We start from the raw sequence: 23,722 nt of genomic DNA, 5'->3' as shown, positions 1-23,722 counted from the left end.
AAAGTAGGGTTGACATGCAAGGATGCTTGTCTTCTTGGCTTAGGATGGCCAGAAATAAACTATGCAATCGATTTAGATAGTCTTTTTTAGAGGATGCTTAGCATCCTGCTGCTTGACCCATTCAGAAAGCCAAAATTGGGACGCGCCTTTAAGCAAGCTCGACAGAAAGCACAGCGAAAAAACGTTGTAAATCGCCCGATAAACGGCAGCCAGCAGCCATCAAGTCATTAGCAATTCTGCTTTCGCTCTATAAAATCCAAGGCTGAAAATTGACCTGAACTATTGTCTTCATTGGTTATAATCGGCTGTAAACCGTGGCCTAGCGAGTAGTTGGTGGCTAGGCATAGTTTGCTAATTCACTGAGCCTAAACTGTATATTCGCCGACGAGCTTAGCCTTTATTTCTTTATTCAGTGAATTCATCTTTCGTCCGCCTGTACGCTTCTTACCCGGAGGGCGCCCTGCTCGACGCTTTACGAGCGGGCGACGAGGGTGCCTTTGCGGAAGTTTATAAGCGCTACAGTTTCCGGCTGTTTACGGTGGCCTACCAGAAGTTGAAAAGTCGGGAAGCAGCGGAGGAACTGGTACAGGATCTATTCGAGAACCTCTGGACGCGGCGGGCCACAGCGCACATTGAGCAGCTAGATCACTACCTGTTTTCGGCTATTAAGTACCGCATCATTAACTACATCAAAACGCAGAAGCTGCGGACCGGCTACCAATTGTATCTGCAGGTAAGTGGTGCAGACCAACACACGGAAACCGAAGATACCCTCGCGCTAAACGACCTGACGGCCGCCCTGCTGGCCGGCGTGCAGGGCTTGCCAGAGAAATCACGGGAGGTATTCCAACTCAGCCGCCTAGAGCACTACAGTGTTTCAGAAATATCTGTGCGCGTAAACCTGTCGGAGAAAACGGTGGAGTATCACCTCACCAAATCGCTCAAACTATTGCGGCGTTACTTGCGAGACTTCCTGATAAGCGTTCTACCGCTGCTCTTTTTACTTAAATAGTTACACACTAGTAATCAATATTTTACCTACCATTTTATTCGTGTGTTTCGTCTTATTTTAAAAAAAGCAGCTTAGGAGTTTAGGGGTTGGGGCAAGTTGGGTGACTTGTTAGATAGATGCCCGCCTAACTCTCCGTGAACGTGACCGAAGCTCAATTTCAACTTTTACTCCAACGCTATCTGGATGGGCAGTGCACGCCTGAAGAAGTAATTGCAGTAGAACAGTGGTATAACCGTTTAGAAGAGACGGAGGGCAAAGCATTACGCAGCCTCAATCAGGAGGCGGTGGAAGATGCTATTTGGCAGCGCATTCAGGCCAAGAAGCAAACTGAAGCGCCGGCACCTATTGTGGTGCAGCACCCGGCCGGCTTCTGGCAGCGTCCGCAGCTGCAGTGGGCAGCGCTGTTGCTGTTTGCGATAGGCCTAGGCCTATTGTACCCGTTGTTGCGCCAGTTTCAAAACACGCGGCAGCTTAGCCACGCCACCGCCAACGGCTGGACGCGCCGCAGTAACACAACAGCCCTGGAACAAGCCTTCCGCCTTCCCGATGGCAGCAAGATTACGCTGCACCCCGGTAGCAGCCTGCGCTACGCAACTGGCCTAGCCGGCCCCAAACGCGAGGTGTACTTGGAGGGCGAGGCCTTCTTTCAGGTGAGTAAAAACCCTGCCCGCCCATTTTTGGTGTTTACTAAGCAGGTGGTTACCACGGTGCTAGGCACCAGCTTCCGAGTAAAGGCTTACGCAGGCAGTAAAGAAGCATCGGTGGCCGTGCGAGAAGGCAAAGTATCGGTGCAGGCCAGCGACCGGGCGCAGCTAGATGCTACTCCGGCTAAGCCCGCTACCCATGGCGTAGTGTTGCTGCCTAATCAGCAGGTAGTGTACTCTGTAGCTAAGCACCACTTACGCAAAGAGCTGGTGGATAAGCCCGTAATGCTGGCACCCCAGTCTTTCGAGTTTGAAGAACGGCCAGTAGCCGAGGTACTCACGGCGCTGGAGAAAGCCTATGGCGTAACCATAGCCTACGACAAAGCCAAGCTCTCAGGTTGTACCGTCAGCATTGCTTTTTATGATGAGCCCCTATTTGAGAAGCTAGGCCTCTTGTGCAAGTCACTGGGCGCTTACTACACCCTTTCCGAAACGCAAATCACTATTCATAGCACCGGCTGTCAGCTTTCCCCACAAAGCTAGGCCAGTCGGCGCCGCTCCCACTAGCGGTGGCTAAGCTGCTTCCCTCTGCTAAGCTACTCCTGCCCGCTCTGCAATCCCCTCTCCCACTTATTCCTGCAACACCTGGGGCTGCTTTGCCCTAACTCATCCCCTTCCCACAACCAACACAATCGTTCAGCCAAATCCCATGAAAAAGCTGGTACACTTTCCTCCTCCCAGAACTACGAAGGTTCTAACGCTGCAGGCGGCTATGCTTTGCTTCCCGGCTGGCCTTGCCACAGCTCATGTTGCAGCGCCCCCGGCTGCCGTAGCGCAGCCCACCGTAGCCCAAACGGTGTTGGAGCGCAAAATCACGCTACAGGCTGATGCGCAGACCATTAAAGAGGTATTGAACCGCATTGCGAAGCAAGCTAATGTTCGTTTTGTGTACAGCCAGCAACTCATTGGAGCCGAACGCAAAGTATCACTGCAAGCTCAGGAGCAGCCGCTTTCCACAGTCCTTGATGAGGTGTTGTCGCCGCTGAAAATTCAATATGAAGTAAGCAATGACCGGGTATTGCTACGGGTACCATCCAAGTCATCTTCCGCAATCGTTCCCACTGCAAACGTTTTAGAACTAGCCGATGTACCGGTCTCGGGTAAGATTGTTGATGCAAAGGGAAACGGCCTACCAGGTGTAACGGTGGTAGTGAAGAATACCACCATCGGCACTACCACTGGCGCCGATGGTAGCTTTAGCCTCCAAGTGCCGGAAAACAGCGTCCTGGTTGTTAGCTTTGTAGGCTTTACCCGCCAAGAGATACCTGTGACTGGGGCTGCCAGCAGTCTGAACATCACGCTGGCTGAGGACTCTCAGGCTCTAAACGAGGTAGTGGTTATCGGCTACGGCACAGCCCGCAAAAGTGACCTGACCGGTTCGGTGGCCTCCGTGAGTGGCGCACAACTGACGCAGGTAGCCACTTCCGATCCGGTGCAGTCGTTGCAGGGCCGGGTGGCGGGTGTAGAAGTAACATCAAACAGTGGGCAGCCGGGTTCTGGCACTCGCATCCGGGTACGGGGCGTGGGCACCATTAACAACAGCGACCCGCTGTATGTGGTAGACGGTATTCAGACCAGCGACATTGGCTTTCTGCTGCCCGCCGATATTGAATCGACGGAGATTTTGAAGGATGCTTCCGCCACGGCCATCTACGGCTCGCGCGGCGCAAACGGCGTGGTGCTTATCACCACCAAACATGGTAAGGCCGGCAAGACACAGTTCAACCTATCCGGCTACACTGGCTTTCAGGAAATTCGGCGCACGCTACCCCTGACCACCGCCGCTCAGTACGCCACACTCGTAACGGAGGCTTTCACCAATGCCAACAAGCCACTGCCTGACTACGCTCCGCAGTTGCAAGAGGCTATTGCTACCAACGCCAAAGGAATTGACTACCAAGATCTGGTAACGCAGCGAGGCCTCATCACCAACTATAGCCTGTCGGCCTCAGGTGGCACTGAGCAAAACCGCTACCTAATAAGCGGCAGCTACTTCCAGCAAGACGGCATTATCAAGAACTCGGGCTTCAAGAAGTACGTGATTCGCGTTAACGACGACGTGGTGCTCACCAAGCACATTAAGGCAGGGGTGGCAGCCACGTTTACCAACAACAACCAAACGGGCGCCGGCGACGGACAAGGCGGCTCACAGCCCTACCTAGTACTGCAATACGCCCTGCAAACAAACCCGGTCCTCAATCCATTTGGCCCCAACGGAACCTATAACGAGGACGTTATCACGCGTAACGCGCTGAACGTGCCGCGCTACCTCGATGAGCAGAAGTACAATAAGACCCAGAACAATAACCTGTTTAGCAGCAGCTACCTTGACATTGAGTTGCTGAAGGGCCTCTCATTCCGCTCCACATTTGGCATCAATTACTTCAATAACCACCCCAAAGTATACCAGCCACAGTACTACATCGGGCCGGTAGACCAGCGGGCCCAGAGTGCGCTCATCGAAACGCGCGCTGAAAACGTTTCGTGGGTATGGTCGAACTACGCTAACTACAATAAAACCTTCTCCGACAACAGTTCCTTTTCGGCCACCCTAGGCCAGGAAGCGCAACGCGGATATGGCAACGGCATTTCCATCACGGCCTTTAATGTGCCGGCCGATGCTTCCCTGCAATACGCTTCGGCCTCGCGCAGTACTGGCAATGTGGTGCGTAGCTCCCAGTACGACGGAGGTCTCATATCTTATTTTGGCAGGGCCAACTATAACTTCCGCGACCGGTACTTAATCACGGGCACGCTACGCTTCGACCAGACGTCGAAGTTCCTCGGACCGGTACGGACGGGCACGTTCCCGTCAGTGGGCGCAGCCTGGAATATCTCTAATGAGAACTTCCTCAAAAATGCTAGCTACCTATCGGCATTGAAGCTGCGGGCTAGCTACGGCCAGGTGGGCAATCAGAACGCGGCCCCTAACTACGGCTACGCCTCCGTAGCAGCTAACAACCAGACGTACTCCTTCAACGGAGTAGCGGCTCCGGGTCTGGCCATCAGCCAGATCAATAATCCGGATCTGAAGTGGGAAACGGCCGTGACCACCGACGTGGGCATCGACGCCGAGCTGTTTAACAGCAAGCTGAGCTTTACGGCTGACTATTATGAGCGGCGCACCCGCGACATGATTGCCCTGCTGCCGGTACCCGACTACGTGGGCCAAGCCCCTGCCAGCGCCAATGTAGGCGCCCTGCGCAACCGAGGCCTAGAACTGGCTCTGAACTACCGCAATGCAGTGGGTAAGCTCCAGTACAACGTAGGCCTGAATTTCACGAAAATCAACAATGAAGTTACCAGTTTAGGGGGCGGCAACCCCATTTCTAGTGGTAACGTGCTTACGCAAATCGGTAATACCACTCGCACTGGCGTAGGCCGCGAAATAGCCTATTTCTACGGTCTGCAGGCAGATGGAATATTCCACAATCAGGCCGAGATTGATGCCTATAAAAATGCTGCCGGAACACTAGTGCAGCCGGGCGCTGTACCCGGCGACGTGCGGTATCAGGATACCAATGGCGACGGCGCAATTACAGCGGCCGACAACACCTACCTCGGTAGCGCCACCCCCGACTTTAGCTACGGCGCCTCGCTGAACCTCAACTACTCGGGCTTTGATTTCAAGGTGTTGCTGTACGGTGTGCAAGGTGCAGAAGCCCTGAATGGCGCAGCTTTCAACCTGAACAAGTCGGCTGACTTTGTGGGGGTGTGGAGCAATTTCTACGCAAGCCGCATGGACCGCTGGACGCCCAGCAACCCCAACAGCAACCAGCCCCGCGTCACCTCGACCGACACGAACGGCAACGACCGCCTAAGCAGCCGCTACGTGGAAGATGCCAGCTACCTGCGTGCCCGCAACATGGAACTGGGCTACACCTTACCCCAAGCTTTCTTGAGCAGGATTCAGGTGAAGGGCGCCCGCGTGTTTGCCTCGGTTGACAACGTGTTTACCCTCACCAAGTACACCGGCTACGACCCCGAAATTTCTACGGCGGCCTTTTACAACAACCCCCTGGCCTACGGCGTCGATTACGGCAACTATCCGCAGGCGCGCACCTACCGCCTAGGCTTCAACGTGCAGTTCTAATTAGCTTTTCCTACCCAACGTATATGAAACTCACCCGCGTTGCTTTGCTCGGCCTGTTCCTGACTACGGTCTTGTCTCCCGGCTGCCAGAGCTTTCTGGATAAAGAACCCCTGGGCACTACCACCCAAGACAACCTTTTCAAAGACCCTACCAATGCCGTGCAGGCCATCAATGCCGTGTACGACGTGGCCGCCTGGGACCAAGGCCCCAAATGGGGCGACCCCAGCGGCGAATACGTACCTCAAACCTACGAATGGATGTTTGGCGACTTGATGACTGATGACTCTGAAAAGGGGGGCAGCTCGCCCAGCGACTTTCTCCCCTTAATAGAGCTCAAGTCCTGGAATATCCCGCCTTCTAACGGCCCCGTTACCACGCTTTGGGTACACAGTTTTACGGGTATTGCCCGCGCCAATACAGTTATCAACAACATCGATGCGGGTACCATTGATGCGGCTCTGAAGTCGCGTTTGAAAGGCGAAGCGCTGTTTCTGCGGGCATATTTCTACTTCAACCTAGTGAAGGGCTTTGGGGGAGTGCCGCTATTTGAGAAAACGCCAACCCCGACGGAAGCCCCCAACGCAACCCGCGCCAGCATTGCCCAAACCTACGCCTTCATCGAGAAGGACTTGAAGGAAGCCGCGACTCTACTACCGGAGAAAAGCGCCTACGCCGCCGCCGACCTAGGCCGTGCTACTAAAGGCGCGGCCACCGGCTACCTGGCCCGGGCTATTATGTACCAGTTGGGCACCGTGAACGGCAACAATCATACGTGGCAGGAAGTGTACGACCTGACGAGTACCATCATCACTTCCAACCAATACAGCTTGCTGGCCAACTACGCGGCCATTCACCAGGATATTGGCGAGAACAGCAGCGAATCGTTGTTTGAAATTCAGTTCGGCACTTCCAACGACACGTATGGCCCTATCTCGATAGGCACCACCAACAACATCTTCCAGAACAACCGCCGCACGTTTGGCTATGGGTTCAACAACCCTACCCAGAACCTGGTGAATGAGTTTGAGCCCAACGACCCGCGCCTCGAAGTCACGGTTATCAAGAACAACGACATCGTGCTGGGCATCCTCAACCCTGTTGATATCACGCAGAACGCTACGGGCTATTTCAACCGTAAGGCGGCTATTCTGGCCCCCAACGCGCCAGAGTCGGGCCCCCAGAACATTCGGAAGATGCGCTACGCCGACATCCTACTGATGAAAGCCGAAGCCGCTGCCCGACTCAACCGGTCGGCCGAGGCCGTGGCGCTGGTCAACCAAGTACGGCAGCGGGCACGTCTTTCTACCCGGCCTCCGGGCACACGCTTGGGCACCCTCACGTATGATCCAGCCAACACCCCAGCCGGCACCCTGCCCGATCTGGCCCCTGGCCTTTCGGGCCAGCCACTACTGAACGCTATTTGGCACGAGCGCCGGGTTGAGTTTGGGGAAGAGTCGTTACGCCTGTGGGATATGATTCGTACTGGCCGCTATATGAACATCTTGCCACCCGATGTGCGGGCGCGAGCTATGTCGCACGTGGCCACCGAAACCTCCGTGAATCCGACGCCCCTGCTGCCCATTTCTTTGAATGACGCCCAAAGCTGGAAGCTCCCCCAAAACCCTGGGTACTAGCATGTCCAGAGGTGTTTTCACCTCGTTAGTAGGCCTAGGCCAGCAAAAGCCCCTCTTTACTTATGGTAGAGTGGGGCTTTTTATTAAGACGAGAAACTCACTTGACAAGGGCCACCACTGGGTATGACCAGCATGATTTTTTTTCATTTCATCACTTGATGCCTCGATCGTTTATACCCTCGCTCTAGCCTACGTGGTTTTGAATAGGTACCACCCGTTGCCTAAGGGTTTGATGACGATAACCCGGTCGGGGCTCATGCCAGGCACCTGCCGCGCATCGGGCTGATAGAGCAGACCGACGGTATTATCGGTAACGCCTCCAATGATGAACTCCAAGCAACTGCCACAGTCCAGATACTTCTGCGAAACGCGGGTGATGTAGAGCGGACGTAGTAGAGCTTGCAGGCTGTCATCCTCGTTCACCGCCTGTTCCTCGTTAGCTGCCGAGTTGGGGGTGAAGTAATGATGAGCCTGCATGTATTGTACTACCCGCTGAAAAGCCGGCTGATTCTGGTGAAAGTGCTCGGCAATAGCGGCATCGGCCCCAATCCAGAGGCGAATGTTACCGAGCATAAACGCATGCGGGGCGTCGGGGTGCTTTTGGTTGTACTGGGCTACCTCGGCCGGGGGCATATCGGAGAGGAGCTTGAGCATGGGCGGACCGAGCTGCGTCATGGACAGACTGCGCACGGCGGTGAGCTTCCAGGGAGTGGCCGCAGTGGTAGAGTCGTGGCGGAAGTGTAGGTAAATATCGTTGCGGCTCACGGAGTCGCGCAGCTCCACGGTTACCACGGCAGTTTGCTGATTTTGCTGCAAGAGCTGGCAGCGGCGCTCCAGGGTAGCCGGAATCTGCTGGCCTAGGCTCTGGCTGCGAGCCTGACCGGCAGCTTCCCCACTGAGGTAGCTTTTCATGTCGGTCCAGCCGGTTTTGGCCACAAACTGCTCCGCAATCTGCAGGGGTTCCAGCGGCCGGGCAGCCCAGCTTACTAGGGGCAGGCACCAAGCCAATAGCGCAAGAAAATACTTCATCAACCAGTCCAAACTACCCGCCTTTCCCATTTGGGCGCGAGGCTTGAACTTCTAAGGTAGCCAGAAAGAAATCGGCAAGCCATAAAAAACTTGCTGCTGAACCTCTTACTCGTTTGGGAGACGACGCACCAGCCCCACCATTACCGCTCCCAGCAAGGCCATCAGGGCAAACGACCAGCGCAGGTTAGCCGCCTCGGCAATAAAGCCTACTACCGGCGGCACTACAAGAAACCCGAAATACCCTACCGTAGATACAGCCGCAATGGTCGAGCCCGAGCTAAGCGCACTGGAGCGCCCCGCCATGCCAAACACCATCGGAATTACGCACGACACGCCCAAGCCCACCAGCACAAAGCCTAGGCCCGCCACCACCGGTAGAGGCAACAGAGCCGCCAGCAGCAGGCCTACCAGAATCAGGAGGCCACTGTACTGCAACAGGGGTTTTACCCCGAAGCGGTTGGTAAGCGGGTCGCCGGCAAAGCGGCCTACCGTCATGGCTACCATATAGGCGGCAAAGCCCAGGGCGGCGTCTTCCTTAGGCATGAGTACAGCCTTGTTGAAGTAGATGCTGCTCCAGTCGTACATGGTGCCCTCGCAGGCCATGGAGGCAAAGGCAATGATGCCAAACTTAAGTAGGTCGGCGCTAGGCCAGCTAAACCCCGGGCGACGCTCTTCCGGTGCCGGGGGCAGTGCCAGGCTATGGCGGTAGTTGTACAGCGCTACCGCCGTGAGTAATAGGGCCACCACGGCAAAGTGCGGCGCCGGCGCTACCCGCTCCCGAATGAGGGCCGCCCCTACAGCCGCGGCAGCAAAGCCGGCCACGCTCCACACCCCGTGAAAAGTGGCAATGATGGATCTATCGTACTGCGCCTGCACGCCCACCGACTGCGCATTCATGGAGATGTTAAGCAGGTTGCGCGACGAGCCGAAGCAGAATAGCAGCGCCACCAGTTGCCAGGTGTGGGCCGCAAAGCCCAGCAAGGCCAACGCCACGTTATACAGGATGGCGCCCACCAGCATCACCTGCCGGCTGCTAAACCGGCGCAGCAGCAAGCCCGTGACCGGCAGCGTGAGCATCAGCCCCGTGGGTAGGGCCAACAGCACGCCGCCCAGCTCGGCTTCGTTCAGCCCCAGTTGGTGCTGAATGGTAGGGATGCGCGATGCCCAGGTAGAAAACCCAAACCCCGAGACAAAGAAAAACAGGGCAATAGCCACCCGGGCCTGCTTGGGCGTCACCTCTTCCAAAACCTGTGTCATACCAGCAATCAAGGCAGCCTGAGTGCTGCAAACGGGGATAGAGACGCGGATTGCGCCAGTTTCGTTGCGGAGGAGGTTAATACAGAGTGGCCTAGCCAGAGCATAAATGCAGCTAAGCAGGGCGACCATTCTGTGCCTAGGCGGTATGGCAACGTTGCCGGCATCGATTGCACAAAGAAATCTAACGGGTGATGCCTTCTGGGCGCAGTATTTGGGTACTATCAGTAGTGCTCAGGTGGACTCAGTACTGCTAGGCCAGGCGGCCTAGCAGTACTGATCTTCTCTTTAATTCTCCGATAATATGGTTGTCCATTCTTCGCTTCGTCGGCTGTGCCGCGCTGCTATCTGGCCCGCGGCGGCGGTAGCCTTCACAGCTCTGCTGGCCGCCACCAAAGCTCCCGTAGCCGAGCCGTTGCCGGCTTTTCCGGGGGCTGAAGGGGCAGGTCGCTTCACTTCCGGTGGTCGGGGCACAGCAGCCGTGCCCACCACAGTGTTTGAGGTGACCAGTCTCTTGGATGATGGGCAGCCCGGCAGCCTGCGCTACGCCCTTACTAAAGCGGCGCCAGCCCGCACGGTGGTGTTCCGAGTATCGGGCACGATTCACCTGAACTCTCCGCTCACCATTAGCAAGCCTAATACCACTATTGCCGGCCAAACCGCGCCCGGTGATGGTATTTGCCTCGCTGATTACCCCGTGAGCGTGAAGGCTCACAACGTGGTGGTGCGCTTCCTGCGCTTCCGGATGGGCGACAAAAACCAGAACCAGGGCAGGGTAGATGGGGCTGGCGGCGACGATGCTTTCGGGGCCACCCGGATCAACCGCCTCATTATCGACCATTGCTCTATGAGCTGGAGCACCGACGAGGCCCTGTCGGTGTACGAGGGCGACAGTACCACGCTGCAGTGGAACCTCATCAGTGAGCCGCTCAACTATTCTTACCACTTTGAGAAGGGCGACACTGATTTTGAGCAGCACGGGTTCGGAGGCATCTGGGGTGGACAGCATGCCACCATGCACCACAACCTATTTGCGAGCTGCAAAAACCGCACGCCCCGCTTCAACGGCAGCCGCTACACCCACCCCGCCGGCTTCGAGAACGTGGACTTCCGCAACAACGTGCTCTATAACTGGGGCGACAACAACGTGTACGCGGGCGAAGGCGGCAACTACAACATCGTCAACAATTACTACAAGCACGGCCCCTCCACCAAAGAGAGCGTGCGGGCGCGGGTACTCAACCCTTACAAGCTGGAGAAAGGCCCGAACCCACTTCCCTACGGCAAGTTTTACATCGTGGGTAATTACGTGGACGCCAGCGCCGAAGTCACGCGTCACAACTGGCGCGGGGTAACTATGAACGAGGGCACCGCCGCTGATACCGTGCTGGCCAAAGCAGAAAAGCCCTTCGAGCTGGGCCCCGTCACCACACAAACCGCCCAAGAGGCCTACGCCCTGGTGCTACAGCAAGTAGGCGCCACCATGCCTCGGCGCGACACCCTCGACCAACGCATCATCCGGAACGTGGTCACCCGCACGGGCCGCATCATTGATGTGCAGGGCGGCTACCCCCACGGCACTCCCTACAGCGTGTCGCAGAAAGCCTGGCCGGAGCTGAAGTCGGCGCCAGCCCCAGTCGATACCGACCACGACGGCATGCCCGACGCTTGGGAGAAAACCCACGGCCTCAACCCCACCAACGCCACCGACCGCAATAAACTAGCCCCCAAGGGTTACACCATGCTAGAAGAATACCTGAACAGCCTCGCCGCACCTATGGCGACAAAGGGTAAGTAAGAGAATGGCCTACAGAACATCAGCTCCCCTCCTCAGATGAGGAGGGGTTGGGGGTGGTTGAAGTGCCCTAGAACAACCACGTAAGCACGTCATCCTGTGAGCAGCAAAGGATCCTACCCACGCATAGACGGCTTGCTCTAGGCCAGTCGTACCTGCATGGCAAGATCCTTCCTGCGTCAGGATGACGTGCTTTTTGGTGTGGGTTAGTTTGGCAACGTCAGCAAGCGAGATGTCTCGACTGCGCGCGACATGACGTTCTTCTTGATCGTTCTGGGCCAACTCTAGGCCACTCTTCTTAACCTTGCTCTTCTACTGGCTTCTCTACCGTAGGTAGCAAAGAGGCCGGCTCGGCCTCCAACTCCGGCGGCACATCTCGGCCGGCCAGGGCGAGCTGGTGCTTGGCTTCGTCAAACTCATTCTCACTCTTAGCGACAACGAGCGTGGCCACGCCGTTGCCGATGACGTTGGTAATGGCCCGCGCCTCACTCATAAATCGGTCGACCCCCAGCAGCAGGGCCACGCCTTCCACGGGAATGATGCGGGTGGCGGCCAGCGTAGAAGCCAGCACAATAAACCCCGAGCCCGTGACGCCCGCCGCGCCCTTGCTCGTCAGCATTAGAATACCAATCAGCGTAATTTCCTGGCTGAGCGTGAGGTTAATGTTAAAGGCTTGCGCCAGGAAGATGGCCGCAATTGAGAGGTAAATGGAGGTGCCATCAAGGTTGAACGAGTAGCCCGTCGGAATCACGAGGCCTGCCACCGAGCGGGAACAGCCGTAGCGCTCCAGCTTGTCAATCATGCGCGGCAGCGCCGACTCCGACGACGACGTGCCCAGCACCAGCAAAATCTCCTCCTTGATAAAGCCCAGGTAGCGCCACAAACTCAGCCCGTAGTAGCGCATAATGGCGTTAAGCACCCCAAATACAAACAGGAACATGGTGAGGTACACCACCAGCATAAGCTTGCCCAGTGGCAGCAGCGTTGCCAGCCCATACTTGCCAATGGTAAAGGCCATGCCGCCAAACGCCCCAATGGGCGCCAGCTTCATCACCAGGGCCAGCACCCCAAACATGGCGTGCGAGAGTCGGTCAAAGGTCTTCATCAGCGGCTGCCCGTACTCAGCGGGGATGCGGCCCACGGCCACGCCAAACAGCACAGCAAACAGCAGCACCTGCAGTACCTCTCCTTCGGCAAAGGCCCCCACAACGCTGTGCGGCACAATGTGGGTCACGAAGTCAACCCAGTTCATGCCCTCCCCACTGGCGGCCTGGGAGGTGTACTTGGCGGCCTCCGCGGCTTGCGCCGCACTCTGGGTTGCCACCGAAGCCCGGGCATCAATGCCCACACCGGGCTTGGCCAGGTTGGCCGCCGTAATGCCGATAACCAGCGCCAGCGTCGTTACAATCTCAAAATAGAGCAGAGCCTTACCGCCCACGCGCCCCACCTTCTTCATGTCGCCCATGCCCCCAATGCCCAGTACCACCGTCAGGAAGATGATGGGCGCGATGAGCATTTTGATCAGGTTGATAAACGTGTCGCCGATGGGCTTGAGGGAAGCCCCGAAGGCGGGGAACAAGGAGCCCACCAGCACCCCCAGCGCAATAGCCGTGAGAACCTGAAAGGTGAGGTTGGAAGCGAGTTTTTTCATGCAGGGTATGTGAGCGAAGCCAAGGCAGGCTCTAAAGCTAAAGGTAAAATAAGGCTCGCCTCTGAGTTTGAGGAAGGGCTGGAAGTATTGAGGTGGCCTAGAACAGCTTCTAGATTGAATTCTACAGACCGTCATGCTGAGCTTGTCGAAGCATCTCTACTGCTTCGTCCTCACAATTGAGTTACTAACGGTAGAGATGCTTCGACAAGCTCAGCATGACGGTCTATGTAAACAATGATGGTCAACCACCCCCGGCCCCTCCTCATCTGAGAGGGGAGCCGTTGTTGTAGTGGAGACTGGCCTAGGTACGAAATTGCTGGGGACAGCGCCAGAAACAACGCGAAAACGCCCCGCCGGCCAGATGCCAACGGGGCGCTTCAGCGGAAGAGTAGCTACTCGGCGGTTACACGCCGGCGGCTACAGCTACTTTGGGGGCACCCGCCAGGATGTCCTCGTTAGCGTAGTCGGCGTACTTCTCGAAGTTCTTCACGAATTTCTCGGCCAGGTCGGCGGCTGTGTGGTCGTAGGCCTCTTTGTCGGCCCAGGTGTCGCGCGGGTCCAGGATTTCGGCGGGCACGTTGGGCACCGAGGTGGGCACCTCTACCCCGAAGATGGGGTGCTTGTGGAACTCCACATTATCGAGCTTGCCTTCCAGGGCGGCGGTAATCATGGCGCGAGTGTAGGCCAGCTTCATGCGCGAACCCACGCCGTAGCTGCCGCCGGTCCAGCCGGTATTAACCAGCCATACGTTCACCTCGTTCTCGTCCATTTTCTGACCCAGCATCTCGGCGTATTTGGTGGGGTGCAGGGGCAGGAACACGGCACCGAAGCAAGCCGAGAAGGTGGTCTGAGGCTCCGTTACGCCCATTTCCGTGCCGGCCACCTTGGCGGTGTAGCCGCTCATGAAGTGGTACATGGCGTGGCACTTATCCAGCTTGCTGATGGGAGGCAGTACGCCAAAGGCATCGGCGGTCAGGAAGAAGATGTTTTTGGGTGTGCCGGCTACTGACGGCTCCACTGCATTCGGAATGAAGCTGATGGGGTAAGCCGTGCGGGTGTTTTCGGTTACGCTCTTGTTGGCGTAGTCTACGGTGCGGGTGCCGGGCACGTAGCGCGTGTTCTCCACAATGGAACCGTAGCGGATGGCGTTCCAGATTTCGGGCTCCTTCTCCGCCGAGAGGTCAATTACCTTGGCGTAGCAGCCGCCTTCAAAGTTGAAGATGCCCGCGTCAGGTGTCCAGCCGTGCTCGTCGTCGCCGATGAGGCCGCGGTTGGGGTCAGCCGACAGGGTAGTTTTGCCCGTGCCCGAGAGACCGAAGAAGATGGCGGTGTCGCCGTCTTGGCCTACGTTGGCCGAGCAGTGCATGCTCAAGGTATTTTTCTCGTGGGGCAGCAGGTAGTTCAGAACGCCAAAAATGCCCTTCTTCATCTCGCCGGCGTAGCCAGTGCCCCCAATCAGAATCATCTTCTTGGTGAAGTTGAGAATGGCGAAGTTCTTCTGGCGGGTGCCATCTACGGCGGGGTCGGCCTCGAAGCCGGGGGCGCAGATGATGCTGAAGTCAGGCGTCCAGGTGGTGTCCGCGCCTTCTTCGGGGCGCAGGAACATGTTGTAGCAGAACAGGTTGTGCCAAGCCAGCTCATTCACCACGCGCAGCTTCAGCTGGTAATCGGGGTTGGCGCCGGCGTAGGCATCGCGCACAAACACCTCCTTGTCAGCCAGGTACTGCACCATCTTCTCGTGCAGTTGGTCAAACTTGTCGGCCGCGAAGGGGATGTTGATGTCGCCCCACCACACCGAGTCCTGGGTGTTCTCATCTTTTACGATGAAGCGGTCTTTGGGCGAGCGGCCGGTGAAGGCACCGGTGTCAGCCATCAAGGCGCCCGTGTCGGTGAGGGTGCCTTCGCCGCGGCGCAGAGCGTGCTCAATCAGCTCGGAGGGCGTCAGGTTGAGGTGGGCCTGACCGGTGGTGGGGAGGCCTAGCGGGGCCAAACGGGTGGAAATGGGGGAATTTTCCATGAGGGAAATGGGGATTGGGTGGGAAATCATGGAGGAAGTAGCGCCCGCAAACCTGGGTGGGGAAGCTTCAGCCTGCGGGGGCAGGAGGAAGCGAACGGGCGCTAGCAGAGCAGCAAGGAAAGCAGCGTATACGGGTTTGGGGAAGCCCCGGACAACTATCCTAGCAGCGACTCTGGCAGGGTAGGACAAAAATACGATAGCCTTGACCGCGCAGACTGAAACAATTCGCTATTTTGTCAGGACAAAAAAAACATCGGTTTCCTCTATCTCAGGAATTTGGGCCCTGAAACCCGAAAAGTACGCCCCTGAAAATGGGAGAAATCGATACCGCAGTGTTCTGTAGGCCAGTCAGTAAGTAGCCTTTTTTGCCGACATGAAGGAAGTTATAGCCCGCTACGACGGTATTTATGGGGACGAAAAGGCCCAGGTATCCCACGACTATCTGTGCAGCCAGATCATTTCGCCCCGCAACCGCACTACCGACTGGGGCCTGAAGCCGCACTTGCACGGCAACTTGTTTCAGATGTTTTTTCTGGAGGCTGGGCGCGCTTCTTTCCATGCCGCCGCCGAGCCGGTTGAGCTTACCACGCCGTGCCTCGTCATTATTCCGGCCAATACGGTGCACGGCTTCACGTTCAGTCCCCAAGTAAAGGGCCGCACCCTCACGCTGTCGGAGGCACTCATGGATACCATTCTGCAGGCCACGCCCGCCGTGATGGTAGAGCTGAACTCGGTGTATATCCTTTCTGACTTCGAGGATGTTCCCTTCACTGATCTGCTGACCCTAGAGCAGCAGATTCACACCGAAATCAACTCCGATTTGCCGGGCAAGCAGCTGGCCCTGAATGCTTACTTCAAGCTGCTGTTCGTGAAGATCTTCCGGATTTTGCAGCTCAACCGCAAGAAAAATGAGGACAGCTCTAACCGCGCCATGCATTACTTCCGCGAGTTTCAGAAGTGCATTGCCCGCTCGGCCCCGTTTGAGAAGAAAATCTCGGAGTTTGCGCAAGAACTGAAGATTACGCCGGTCCACCTCAACCGCATCTGCCAGACGGCGAAGGGCAAATCGGCCCTGGAAATTGTGCAGGCTCACACCGTACGCAAGGCCCACAACCTACTGGTGTACACTTCCCTTTCGGTTTCGGAAATTGCCTACGAGCTGCAGTTTGCCGACCCCGGCTACTTCGCCCGCTTCTTCCGCAAGCAAACCGGCCTCTCACCCATTGCCTACCGCGCCAAAGCCTACCGCGGCGAAGGCCCACCGAAAGCGCTGCGGGCTATAAACAATGAGCAATAAACGAAACGAGCACTGCGCTGCTGCTCCCAACAAGTGGCCAGCGGAGTGGCCTAGCCTTAGAGTCTTGGTGGCCTCTAGGCCTATGTTACCCAACTTACTGCATGAATCGATTTGACCGCGTCACGGCGCTGCTTGTGCAGTTGCAGACCAAGCGCAAAATAAGCGGGCCTGCCCTGGCCGAGAAATATGGCGTGAGCCTGCGCACGATTTACCGCGACCTGCGCACCCTGGAGGAAGCCGGCGTACCGCTCATTGGGGAACCGGGCATTGGCTACTCCCTGGCCGAAGGGTACCGGCTGCCGCCCGTCATGTTTACCCGCGAGGAGGCCACCGCCCTGCTCACCGCCGAAAAGCTGGCCGCCCGCCTCACCGACGCGCCCACGGCCCAACTCAGTGGGGCGGCCATGGACAAAGTACGCGCTGTGCTGCGCGGACCCGACCGAGACCATCTCGACGATTTAGCCCCGCACATTCAGGTGCTGGGGCCCCGTAACCAGGCTAGTCGGCCGGCTGCTTACCAGCAGCTGGTGGCCGCCATTGCCATGCACCGGGTGGTACACCTGCGCTACCAAACCGCCGAAAACGAAGCGCCCACCACCCGCGACATCGAGCCCATTAGTCTGTTTTTGAGCCGGCAGTGGCACGTGGTGGCCTACTGCCGGCTGCGCCAAACCATCCGCAACTTCCGCCTCGACCGTATTCTGGACCTGGAATTACGCTCAGAGGTGTATGACGTGCGACCCGACCTCTTGCAGCAGCACTGGGCCGCGGAGGCTACCCGGCGGCAGCGCGAGCGGGTGGTGCTGCGGTTTCAGCCAGCGGCTCTGCTGCCCGCCCTGGTTCAGCACCTCCACGATACCAAACACCAGTACGGCTGGGCCCATGAGCACCGCCTCGACGATGGGCAGCTGGAAATGACGTTGTTTATTGGGGAGCTGCCCTACCTGGCAACCTGGCTGCTCCCCTACGCCGGTGCCCTGACCATTGTGGAACCAGAGGCACTAGCCGAGCCGCTGCGGGCGCTGGCCCAACGGGCATATGAGTTTTTTGGCCGCCCTGCTTAATTTTTTGAGCCAAAAACATGCTGACACAGGGCTGTCAGTTGGGGGCTTGACCTTTGAATTATCAAGTGAGGAACACCTGATACTATCTCTCTTCAAGCTCCCTTAACAATGGAAAAGCGCACCGTAGACCCCTGGCCCTGGGGCCAGTACTCCAACTCAGTACAAGCCGTTGAAATCAAGCAGCCCGCCGGCACGCTCTACTGCTCCGGGCAGGTGGCCATCAGTGCCGAAGGCCAACCCAGCACCGCCGATATGCGCACCCAACTCCAGCAAACCATCCAGAACCTGGAGCAGCTCATCAGTGAAGCCGGGTACGAATGCGCGGGTATTGTTCGGTTGAACGTGTACACCACCTCCGTGCAAGAGTTTTTCTCAACCTGCATGGATGTGTATGGCCCCTGGCTGGCAAAACACGGCATCAAGCAAGCTGCTACACTACTAGAAGTGAAGGGCCTGTTTGCTTCTCTGACGGTAGAGCTAGAAGCTACCGTAGTGAAGTAAGACACTGACTACCACACAAACAAAAGCCCGACAGATTGCTGCCGGGCTTTTGTTTGTGTGGTGCAGGAAGCTATAATAGCCTGGCCTAGGGGTCTAGGCCAGTTACTTGATTACCCGGGGGCTGCCTTTGTAGTGGATGTCGCTGGCACCGGAGCTGCGGGAGGAAAGCTCATCGGCCACAGCCACGTAGGCGTCGCTGGCGCCGCTGGCCTGCACCTGGGCGCGCTTGCTTTTCAGGTCGTAGGCGCGGTAGTCGCTGCTGCCGCTGATAGATACCTGCTGGCGCTCAGCGTAACCGGTTAGGCGCAGGTCGCTGGCCCCGGAGGCGCTGGCGTTCAGGTTCTTCACGTCGAGGTTGAGGGTGATGTCGCTGGCCCCGCTGGCCCGGATGGTAAAGTCGCCGGCCTTAAAGGGAGTTTCGCTCTTCACGTCGCAAGCGCCGCTAGCTTCTACCGAGCTCAGACGCGGGCACGTGATATACACCATCACTTTACCCGTGCTCTTCATGCGCTGCAGCAACGATACGTTTTCTTGGTCGCGGTAGATAACCAGCTTATTGCCTTTTACTTCCGTTCTGATTTGCTCTACTACATCGGGCTCCGCTTCTACCTTCACCGAGGTTTGCGAGCCTTGGCGCAACACCACGTTCACGGCGCCGGAAGTTTGCAGCATCTCAAAGTCGCCGACTGAGCGGGTCTGGGTTCTCTGGGCTAATGCAGCTCCTGAGCTAAAGACAAGCAGCGTAGCAGCTACAACAGCGCGGTAGATAGGCGTCTTCATAAGCGAAAAGGATTTGGGTGACTGGTATTGGGTAGATGGCTGGGGGTAGCCTAGGGTTGCCTGTGGGTCTGATTATTCTCGGTCCAACTAATAGTCGAGCTTAAACAAGGCAAGCACAGGTATTTATTGCTCTGACTATCAGTATAATAATATAAAATACTTTGCACTCATAGCTAAGTGAGCAAAAAACTATATAGAAAAGCCTACGTACTGAGCGCCAACCCCCGGCTTTTTCAGCTGCGGATTTCACTAGCTTTTGAACTCATGCATAAGACGCTCCTTTTTCTCTCCTGCGCGGCTACTCTCACAGCCGTTTCCTGTAACCAGGATAAACAAGCGGCCGTGGATGCCGCTACCACTCCATCTGCCGATACGGCGGTAGTAGCCCGCGATGCGGCTGCCACCGAGGTAACCTCAACTGATGCCGACACGGCAGCCTACCGCACCGATGCTGACCGCCTCGCCGACCGTATTGCCCAGGACTTGCGCCTGACCGATACGGTAGTCGTTACCAAAGTGCAGAAAACTTATTACACCCGCGGCCGTCGTCTGCAGGAAGCCAATACGCGCTACGCCACCGACACTACGGGTCGTTATGCAGCGCTACGCTCCATCAACGACGAAACCGACCGCTCTGTGAAAACTATCGTGACGGACCCGGCCCAGTATAATACCTATGCTTCTAACCGCGAGGCCTACTACGCTGGTACGCCCTACACGGCCACTACGGAAACCACCTCTACCACCACAATACGAGCCGCTGCTCCAGCCCGCCGCCAGGGCCCGGCCATCGTGAAGTATGAGCGCGATGGGGGCGACGTGAAAATTGAATACGCCAACGGCACCAAGGTCAAAATTGACAAGGATGGCGAGCGGAAAACCAAGTACGCCAGTGGCCGCAAAGTGAAAGTAGACGACGACGGCGAGCGTAAAGTGAAAAACTAGCTTCCAGCTTTGAGATACGAAAAAGCCCCCGTAGCATATGCTGCGGGGGCTTTTTCGTATCTCAAAGCTAGGCCACTTGCATCAGCTATTGTGGCCTAGCGTATGACACCATACTTCTTTAAATCAGCATCGATGCGGCGGTTCCAGCGTTCTTGGGCGGCTAGGTCGGTGCCACCATGCGTCTCGGCATCGTACTGATCCTGCACGTGGTTCATCTCGGTGAACGATTTGAGGTACTGTAGTTGCAGAATGCTGTTGTAATCTTCCACTGTCAGGCTATCGGGGGAAGCTTTGCGGCGGAAGCGCTCTGCCACAATCCGCACCAAATCAAAGTGGCGCTGCTCGTGGTTGAGGTTGACGGCCGTCTGTTGCCCCGGTGCCACCCACGAAGAGCTGCGCACCACAAAGACGGAAAGCAGAATATCCAACTCCACTACGCCATTGCGCACTCGTGGCCGGCCCTGGTAAGCAAAGCTAGGAAACACCGAGGCGGCATACATTCCTCGCGGGCGAGGCTGCCCAGTAAAGTCGGTCCAGGTGAGCGGGTGGGCGGGGTCGTAGAACACAGTATCAGTCTCTGTGCGGCGAGTCTCGTAATGGAAGGTAGGGTGCACCGCCGTAGCCAGGCGCACATCGGTAGCCGCGGCTTGGTTTAGCCATGTGTTCAGGTAGACTAGAGAGCTGGCTAACGCCTGACGCAGAGTTGGCTCCACGGGTGTGCGGTCAGCAGCGTTCCGCACGTAGCGGGCCCCACCCCGGTACTGGGTCAGAAACACAGTTCGCTCGGGAGTCTGATAGTCGAAGGCCAGATCTAGGTTGATCTGTCCTTCGACGGCCCCGTTGGCCGCAGCCTTCTCCTGCACCCGGCACTCCCGCAACCGGATCTGAATGGGACGTAGCGCCGAATTGCGGGGCAGGCTTTGGCGCACAAAGGCCTGAATGGCCGCTAGGCCACCTCCCTGTAAATCAACGGGCTGAGCGGCCGGCAGCGGCGTGCCCGCTTTGGCGGACGCGGGCACCAGCCAAGCCACCGCGGCCCGGTTAGGCCGCTCATCCCGGATGTGGGCTACGTAAAATTGAGTAGGCGTAAACGGCAGCTTCACGGGCTGCAGCACCAAGGGAGTTTCGCGGGTGCCGGCCGGAACCGCCGCCAGTATGAGTGCCAGCACGGGCAGCACCAATAGCCACCAGCCCCGGCGAAGCATAGCCGGCCACTTGACCGAGAAAGCAGGCATAAGGAAATAGTCTAGTCGTGTGTCTGTCTAACACCGGGAGTGGCCTAGCGCGTTCAAGGTTAAGCGCTTGCTGACAGTAGAGCGGCTAACGTAGCCGCAAAAAGATGCTAGCTTGATCTATTAAAGAGACCATGCTTCTTGATGACTGTAAACGCCCTTCCTGCTTGCTTATTACTGGCCTAGATACAGTTAGTGTATGCCCAATCTGCCAATTTTTGCTCCGTCAAGGCCTGTCGTCATAGTGCCCTATCAGGCGGGGTGGGCCCAGGAATTTGACCTTCTCGCCCAACGACTCCGAGCAGTGACAGGAGAAAGTCTGCTAGCCATCAATCATATCGGCTCTACTGCTGTCCCCGGTTTGTGCGCTAAAGATGTGCTCGATGTGCAACTCCAGGTGAGCAGCCTGCAAAACGCCACCGAGCTTGTTGGGCGGCTGCAGGCAGCAGGCTTTCAGCAGGGAGAGCACTTGATTCACGACATCTTTCACGGGTTGCCGGCCGATTCTGCGGAACTTGAAAAGCGCTACATGCGCGAGCCGGCGGGCGAACGACGCATGCACCTGCACATTCGGGAGCAGGGGCGGTTCAATACTCGCTACGCGCTCCTCTTTCGCGACTACTTGCGTAGTCAGGCCCCAGCTCGTGAGGCGTACGGAGAACTAAAACTACGGGCCGCCTCCCTATTCCCGCACAGTATTGATGGGTACTTGTATGTGAAAGAGCCCGTTTTTCATCTGCTGTATTACGCTGCCGAACTGTGGGCTGAACAGATAGGCTGGACTCCTGCTGAATAAGCCACGGGTGGCGTACACAGCAAAAATCCAGCCCCGACGCACTGCCAAGCGGCTCTAGGCCACTGTACTTACACTACTAAGCGCTGCCGCCGGTACTCCGTAGGGCTTTGACCAGTGTGCCGGCGGAAGGTTTTGTTGAAGTGCGACACGTTACTGAAGCCGCTGGCGTAGCACACCTCCGTCACGGGAATATCATCGAGCAGCAGGCGGCAGGCGTGGCCTACGCGGTACTCCTGCAAGAAGTCGGTGAGGGTGAGGCGGGTCATTTGCCGGAAGTAGCGACAGAAGGCGGGCACCGAGAGGTTAGCCACTTCCGCCACCTCCTGCACCGAGAGTGAGGCCCGCTGGTAGTGCTGCTCCAGGAACTGGTACACCCGGCTGAGGCGCTGCTGCTCTTTGCCCTGCCGCCCTAGGCCGGCGTGGCCCGCGTGCAGAGAAAGACACTCGGAGGCCGGGGCTTGAGCCAGTGTTTGGAGCACGCGCAACAGCGTAAGCAGGCGGGCGAAGGGGGGTTCGTCTAACAGGCGACGCAACTCAGCGCCTACTGCGGCCCGGGTTTCGCCCCCAAACGAGAGGCCCTCGTGGGCGCGGGCCAGCAACTGCCGGATATCCGCCAGCTCGGGATGCTGCCAGAAAGTGTCGCCTAGAAAATCAGACCGCAGCTGTACCACAATTTCCTCGAACGGAATACCGGCCGGTTGCCCGTAACTAAATGTCAGATGGGGCAGGTCGGGGCCAATGAGGACTAGCTCGCCCTCCTCGAAGCGAGAAATGTGCTGACCAATGTGGCGCCGTCCACTACCCTGTGGCAGATAAACCAGCTCATACTCGGGATGGTAATGCCAGAGCAGGTCGCCTTTCTCAACGTTGGTGTAGTGCAACAGCGTAAAGGAGCTGTCGGCGGTAGGCTGAATGGGTTCGAATTGGAGCTTCATGACAAGGTTTGGTGCCCAACTAACGGCCAAGTTACTAAATTATAACCTTGCATGTTAATGCAGCACCATAACTTGCGAACCAGGCGGTAGATATGCGCTGATATTCTTTAGACCTTGTGCTTGTATTTGAGCATGTTGTAAGCAGTCGGTTACAATTGTCTTGCATGATGAGCTTAGTTCAGGTTATTAAACCTTGCTCGCTAAGCCTGTAAAATCAGAAACGAATACTTAAAATAAGACTGACCGCAAGCAAGGTTAGTCAACAGAATACAACGGTTGTGGGTGGGATCATGCCGTTGTAGCGTTTCTCCTGCCGTTGGTGGGATCCGGGTGACGGAGAAACGATAGAGAGGCTGAAGCTGTGGGAGCTTCAGCCTCTTTTTTTGCCTAACCCACTGCCAAGAAGAGTATCAAGCTATCAGCCCGCTCCACCGAAGTGAGGCCTGAATCTCAATATAACTGGTCCTCTACAGTAGTCTCACAAGGTGCAGCCGAATATGGTTTTTCTTGGCAAATGCCTGTTTATCTGATGAATAATAACTCACAGCTATTCACTAAAAAGATCTATTATCTAGCACTCTATTTCATCTAACAAATCTTAGAAATAGTGCTGCCGTGTCAGTAAATGAAAACTGACCAAAGACGGATAAATTCACCAGTATGGGCGCGTATAAGGCTCACGAAAGAGCCGGTGATCATAACGCTTGGCCTTTCAGGTCAAATATCAACAAAATAGTTATATTTAATCTCAAACCATTTATCTTTATATAAGACAATTTCAGGAGAGCAGCTAAGTATATTTGTCTCCTTATTTCCCTTTGCATTTGCACTGAATGGCTGCTGTTGAGCTTCTTGACTTAAAAAATAATCCGGCAACACCACCAACTGACGAGCGGGCATGGCGTGCCTGGGCAGAAAGTCACATTGCGGGTTTACAAGAGACTCTGGCTGCAGCGCAGCAGCAAGCGCGCCTTGCAGAGGCC

The 23,722-nt window shown here is 56.8% G+C and carries 18 protein-coding genes; 10 read left to right on the top strand and 8 right to left on the bottom strand.

Annotated features, from left to right (window positions below):
- Positions 1–412 precede the first annotated feature (412 nt).
- The 4 genes from EU556_RS01605 to EU556_RS01590 all read left to right on the top strand — a co-directional run bounded on the left by EU556_RS01605 (position 413) and on the right by EU556_RS01590 (position 7,443).
- Positions 413–1,012 (top strand): RNA polymerase sigma-70 factor, encoded by a 600-nt coding sequence (locus tag EU556_RS01605; protein ID WP_135430351.1) that lies wholly within the window; start codon positions 413–415, stop codon positions 1,010–1,012.
- 140 nt (positions 1,013–1,152) lie between these two features.
- Positions 1,153–2,199, top strand: a complete 1,047-nt coding sequence (locus EU556_RS01600; protein ID WP_167855406.1) for a FecR family protein — start codon at positions 1,153–1,155, stop codon at positions 2,197–2,199.
- Positions 2,200–2,428: 229 nt separating this feature from the next.
- Positions 2,429–5,809, top strand: coding sequence for a TonB-dependent receptor (locus EU556_RS01595; protein WP_210116198.1), 3,381 nt, complete (start codon positions 2,429–2,431; stop codon positions 5,807–5,809).
- Between the two features lie 23 nt (positions 5,810–5,832).
- On the top strand, positions 5,833–7,443 hold the full coding sequence (locus EU556_RS01590) for a RagB/SusD family nutrient uptake outer membrane protein (RefSeq protein ID WP_135430345.1): 1,611 nt from the start codon (positions 5,833–5,835) through the stop codon (positions 7,441–7,443).
- A gap of 189 nt (positions 7,444–7,632) precedes the next feature.
- Here EU556_RS01590 and EU556_RS01585 read toward each other — a convergent pair whose 3' ends face one another.
- Both EU556_RS01585 and EU556_RS01580 read right to left on the bottom strand, forming a co-directional pair.
- Positions 7,633–8,472, bottom strand: coding sequence for a hypothetical protein (locus EU556_RS01585; RefSeq protein ID WP_135430344.1), 840 nt, complete (start codon positions 8,470–8,472; stop codon positions 7,633–7,635).
- Between the two features lie 105 nt (positions 8,473–8,577).
- Positions 8,578–9,729: an MFS transporter gene (locus EU556_RS01580; RefSeq protein WP_167855405.1), complete on the bottom strand. Its 1,152-nt coding sequence runs from the start codon at positions 9,727–9,729 to the stop codon at positions 8,578–8,580.
- Positions 9,730–10,030: 301 nt separating this feature from the next.
- Between EU556_RS01580 and EU556_RS01575 the strand changes: the two genes are divergently transcribed.
- Positions 10,031–11,524, top strand: coding sequence for a pectate lyase family protein (locus EU556_RS01575; RefSeq protein ID WP_245327362.1), 1,494 nt, complete (start codon positions 10,031–10,033; stop codon positions 11,522–11,524).
- Positions 11,525–11,819: 295 nt separating this feature from the next.
- Here the strand turns inward: EU556_RS01575 and EU556_RS01570 are convergent, their stop codons facing one another.
- On the bottom strand, positions 11,820–13,172 hold the full coding sequence (locus EU556_RS01570) for a dicarboxylate/amino acid:cation symporter (RefSeq protein ID WP_135430342.1): 1,353 nt from the start codon (positions 13,170–13,172) through the stop codon (positions 11,820–11,822).
- A 403-nt stretch (positions 13,173–13,575) separates the two neighbouring features.
- A complete protein-coding gene (pckA, locus tag EU556_RS01565) occupies positions 13,576–15,189 on the bottom strand; it encodes a phosphoenolpyruvate carboxykinase (ATP) (protein ID WP_135430341.1) in 1,614 nt (537 codons plus the stop codon).
- Positions 15,190–15,562: 373 nt separating this feature from the next.
- Between pckA and EU556_RS01560 the strand changes: the two genes are divergently transcribed.
- From EU556_RS01560 to EU556_RS01550, 3 genes are all read left to right on the top strand, one after another.
- Positions 15,563–16,486 (top strand): helix-turn-helix domain-containing protein, encoded by a 924-nt coding sequence (locus EU556_RS01560; RefSeq protein ID WP_135430339.1) that lies wholly within the window; start codon positions 15,563–15,565, stop codon positions 16,484–16,486.
- A gap of 101 nt (positions 16,487–16,587) precedes the next feature.
- Entirely contained in the window at positions 16,588–17,550 is a 963-nt protein-coding gene (locus EU556_RS01555; protein ID WP_135430337.1) for a helix-turn-helix transcriptional regulator, read from the top strand.
- Positions 17,551–17,658: 108 nt separating this feature from the next.
- Entirely contained in the window at positions 17,659–18,051 is a 393-nt protein-coding gene (locus EU556_RS01550) for a RidA family protein (protein WP_135430335.1), read from the top strand.
- Between the two features lie 102 nt (positions 18,052–18,153).
- On the opposite strand, the gene EU556_RS01545 is transcribed toward EU556_RS01550, so the two are convergent.
- Positions 18,154–18,831: a head GIN domain-containing protein gene (locus EU556_RS01545; RefSeq protein ID WP_135430332.1), complete on the bottom strand. Its 678-nt coding sequence runs from the start codon at positions 18,829–18,831 to the stop codon at positions 18,154–18,156.
- A 264-nt stretch (positions 18,832–19,095) separates the two neighbouring features.
- Here EU556_RS01545 and EU556_RS01540 point away from each other — a divergent pair, with 264 nt between their 5' ends.
- A complete protein-coding gene (locus EU556_RS01540) occupies positions 19,096–19,776 on the top strand; it encodes a T-complex 10 C-terminal domain-containing protein (RefSeq protein ID WP_135430330.1) in 681 nt (226 codons plus the stop codon).
- A gap of 95 nt (positions 19,777–19,871) precedes the next feature.
- Here EU556_RS01540 and EU556_RS01535 read toward each other — a convergent pair whose 3' ends face one another.
- Positions 19,872–21,011: a hypothetical protein gene (locus tag EU556_RS01535; protein WP_245327360.1), complete on the bottom strand. Its 1,140-nt coding sequence runs from the start codon at positions 21,009–21,011 to the stop codon at positions 19,872–19,874.
- Positions 21,012–21,207: 196 nt separating this feature from the next.
- Between EU556_RS01535 and EU556_RS01530 the strand changes: the two genes are divergently transcribed.
- Positions 21,208–21,804 carry a GrpB family protein gene (locus EU556_RS01530; protein ID WP_135430328.1) on the top strand — a complete coding sequence of 199 codons (597 nt, stop codon included), beginning with the start codon at positions 21,208–21,210 and terminating at the stop codon, positions 21,802–21,804.
- 68 nt (positions 21,805–21,872) lie between these two features.
- Here EU556_RS01530 and EU556_RS01525 read toward each other — a convergent pair whose 3' ends face one another.
- On the bottom strand, positions 21,873–22,739 hold the full coding sequence (locus tag EU556_RS01525) for an AraC family transcriptional regulator (RefSeq protein ID WP_135430326.1): 867 nt from the start codon (positions 22,737–22,739) through the stop codon (positions 21,873–21,875).
- 717 nt (positions 22,740–23,456) lie between these two features.
- Complete coding sequence (locus tag EU556_RS25935; protein WP_167855404.1) at positions 23,457–23,639, bottom strand: hypothetical protein; 183 nt, start codon at positions 23,637–23,639, stop codon at positions 23,457–23,459.
- Between the last annotated feature and the right edge of the window lie 83 nt (positions 23,640–23,722).

Origin of the sequence: Hymenobacter fodinae (assembly GCF_004745825.1) — a bacterium.
Lineage (GTDB): Bacteria > Bacteroidota > Bacteroidia > Cytophagales > Hymenobacteraceae > Hymenobacter > Hymenobacter fodinae.
This window is presented reverse-complemented; position numbering and strand designations above follow the sequence as displayed.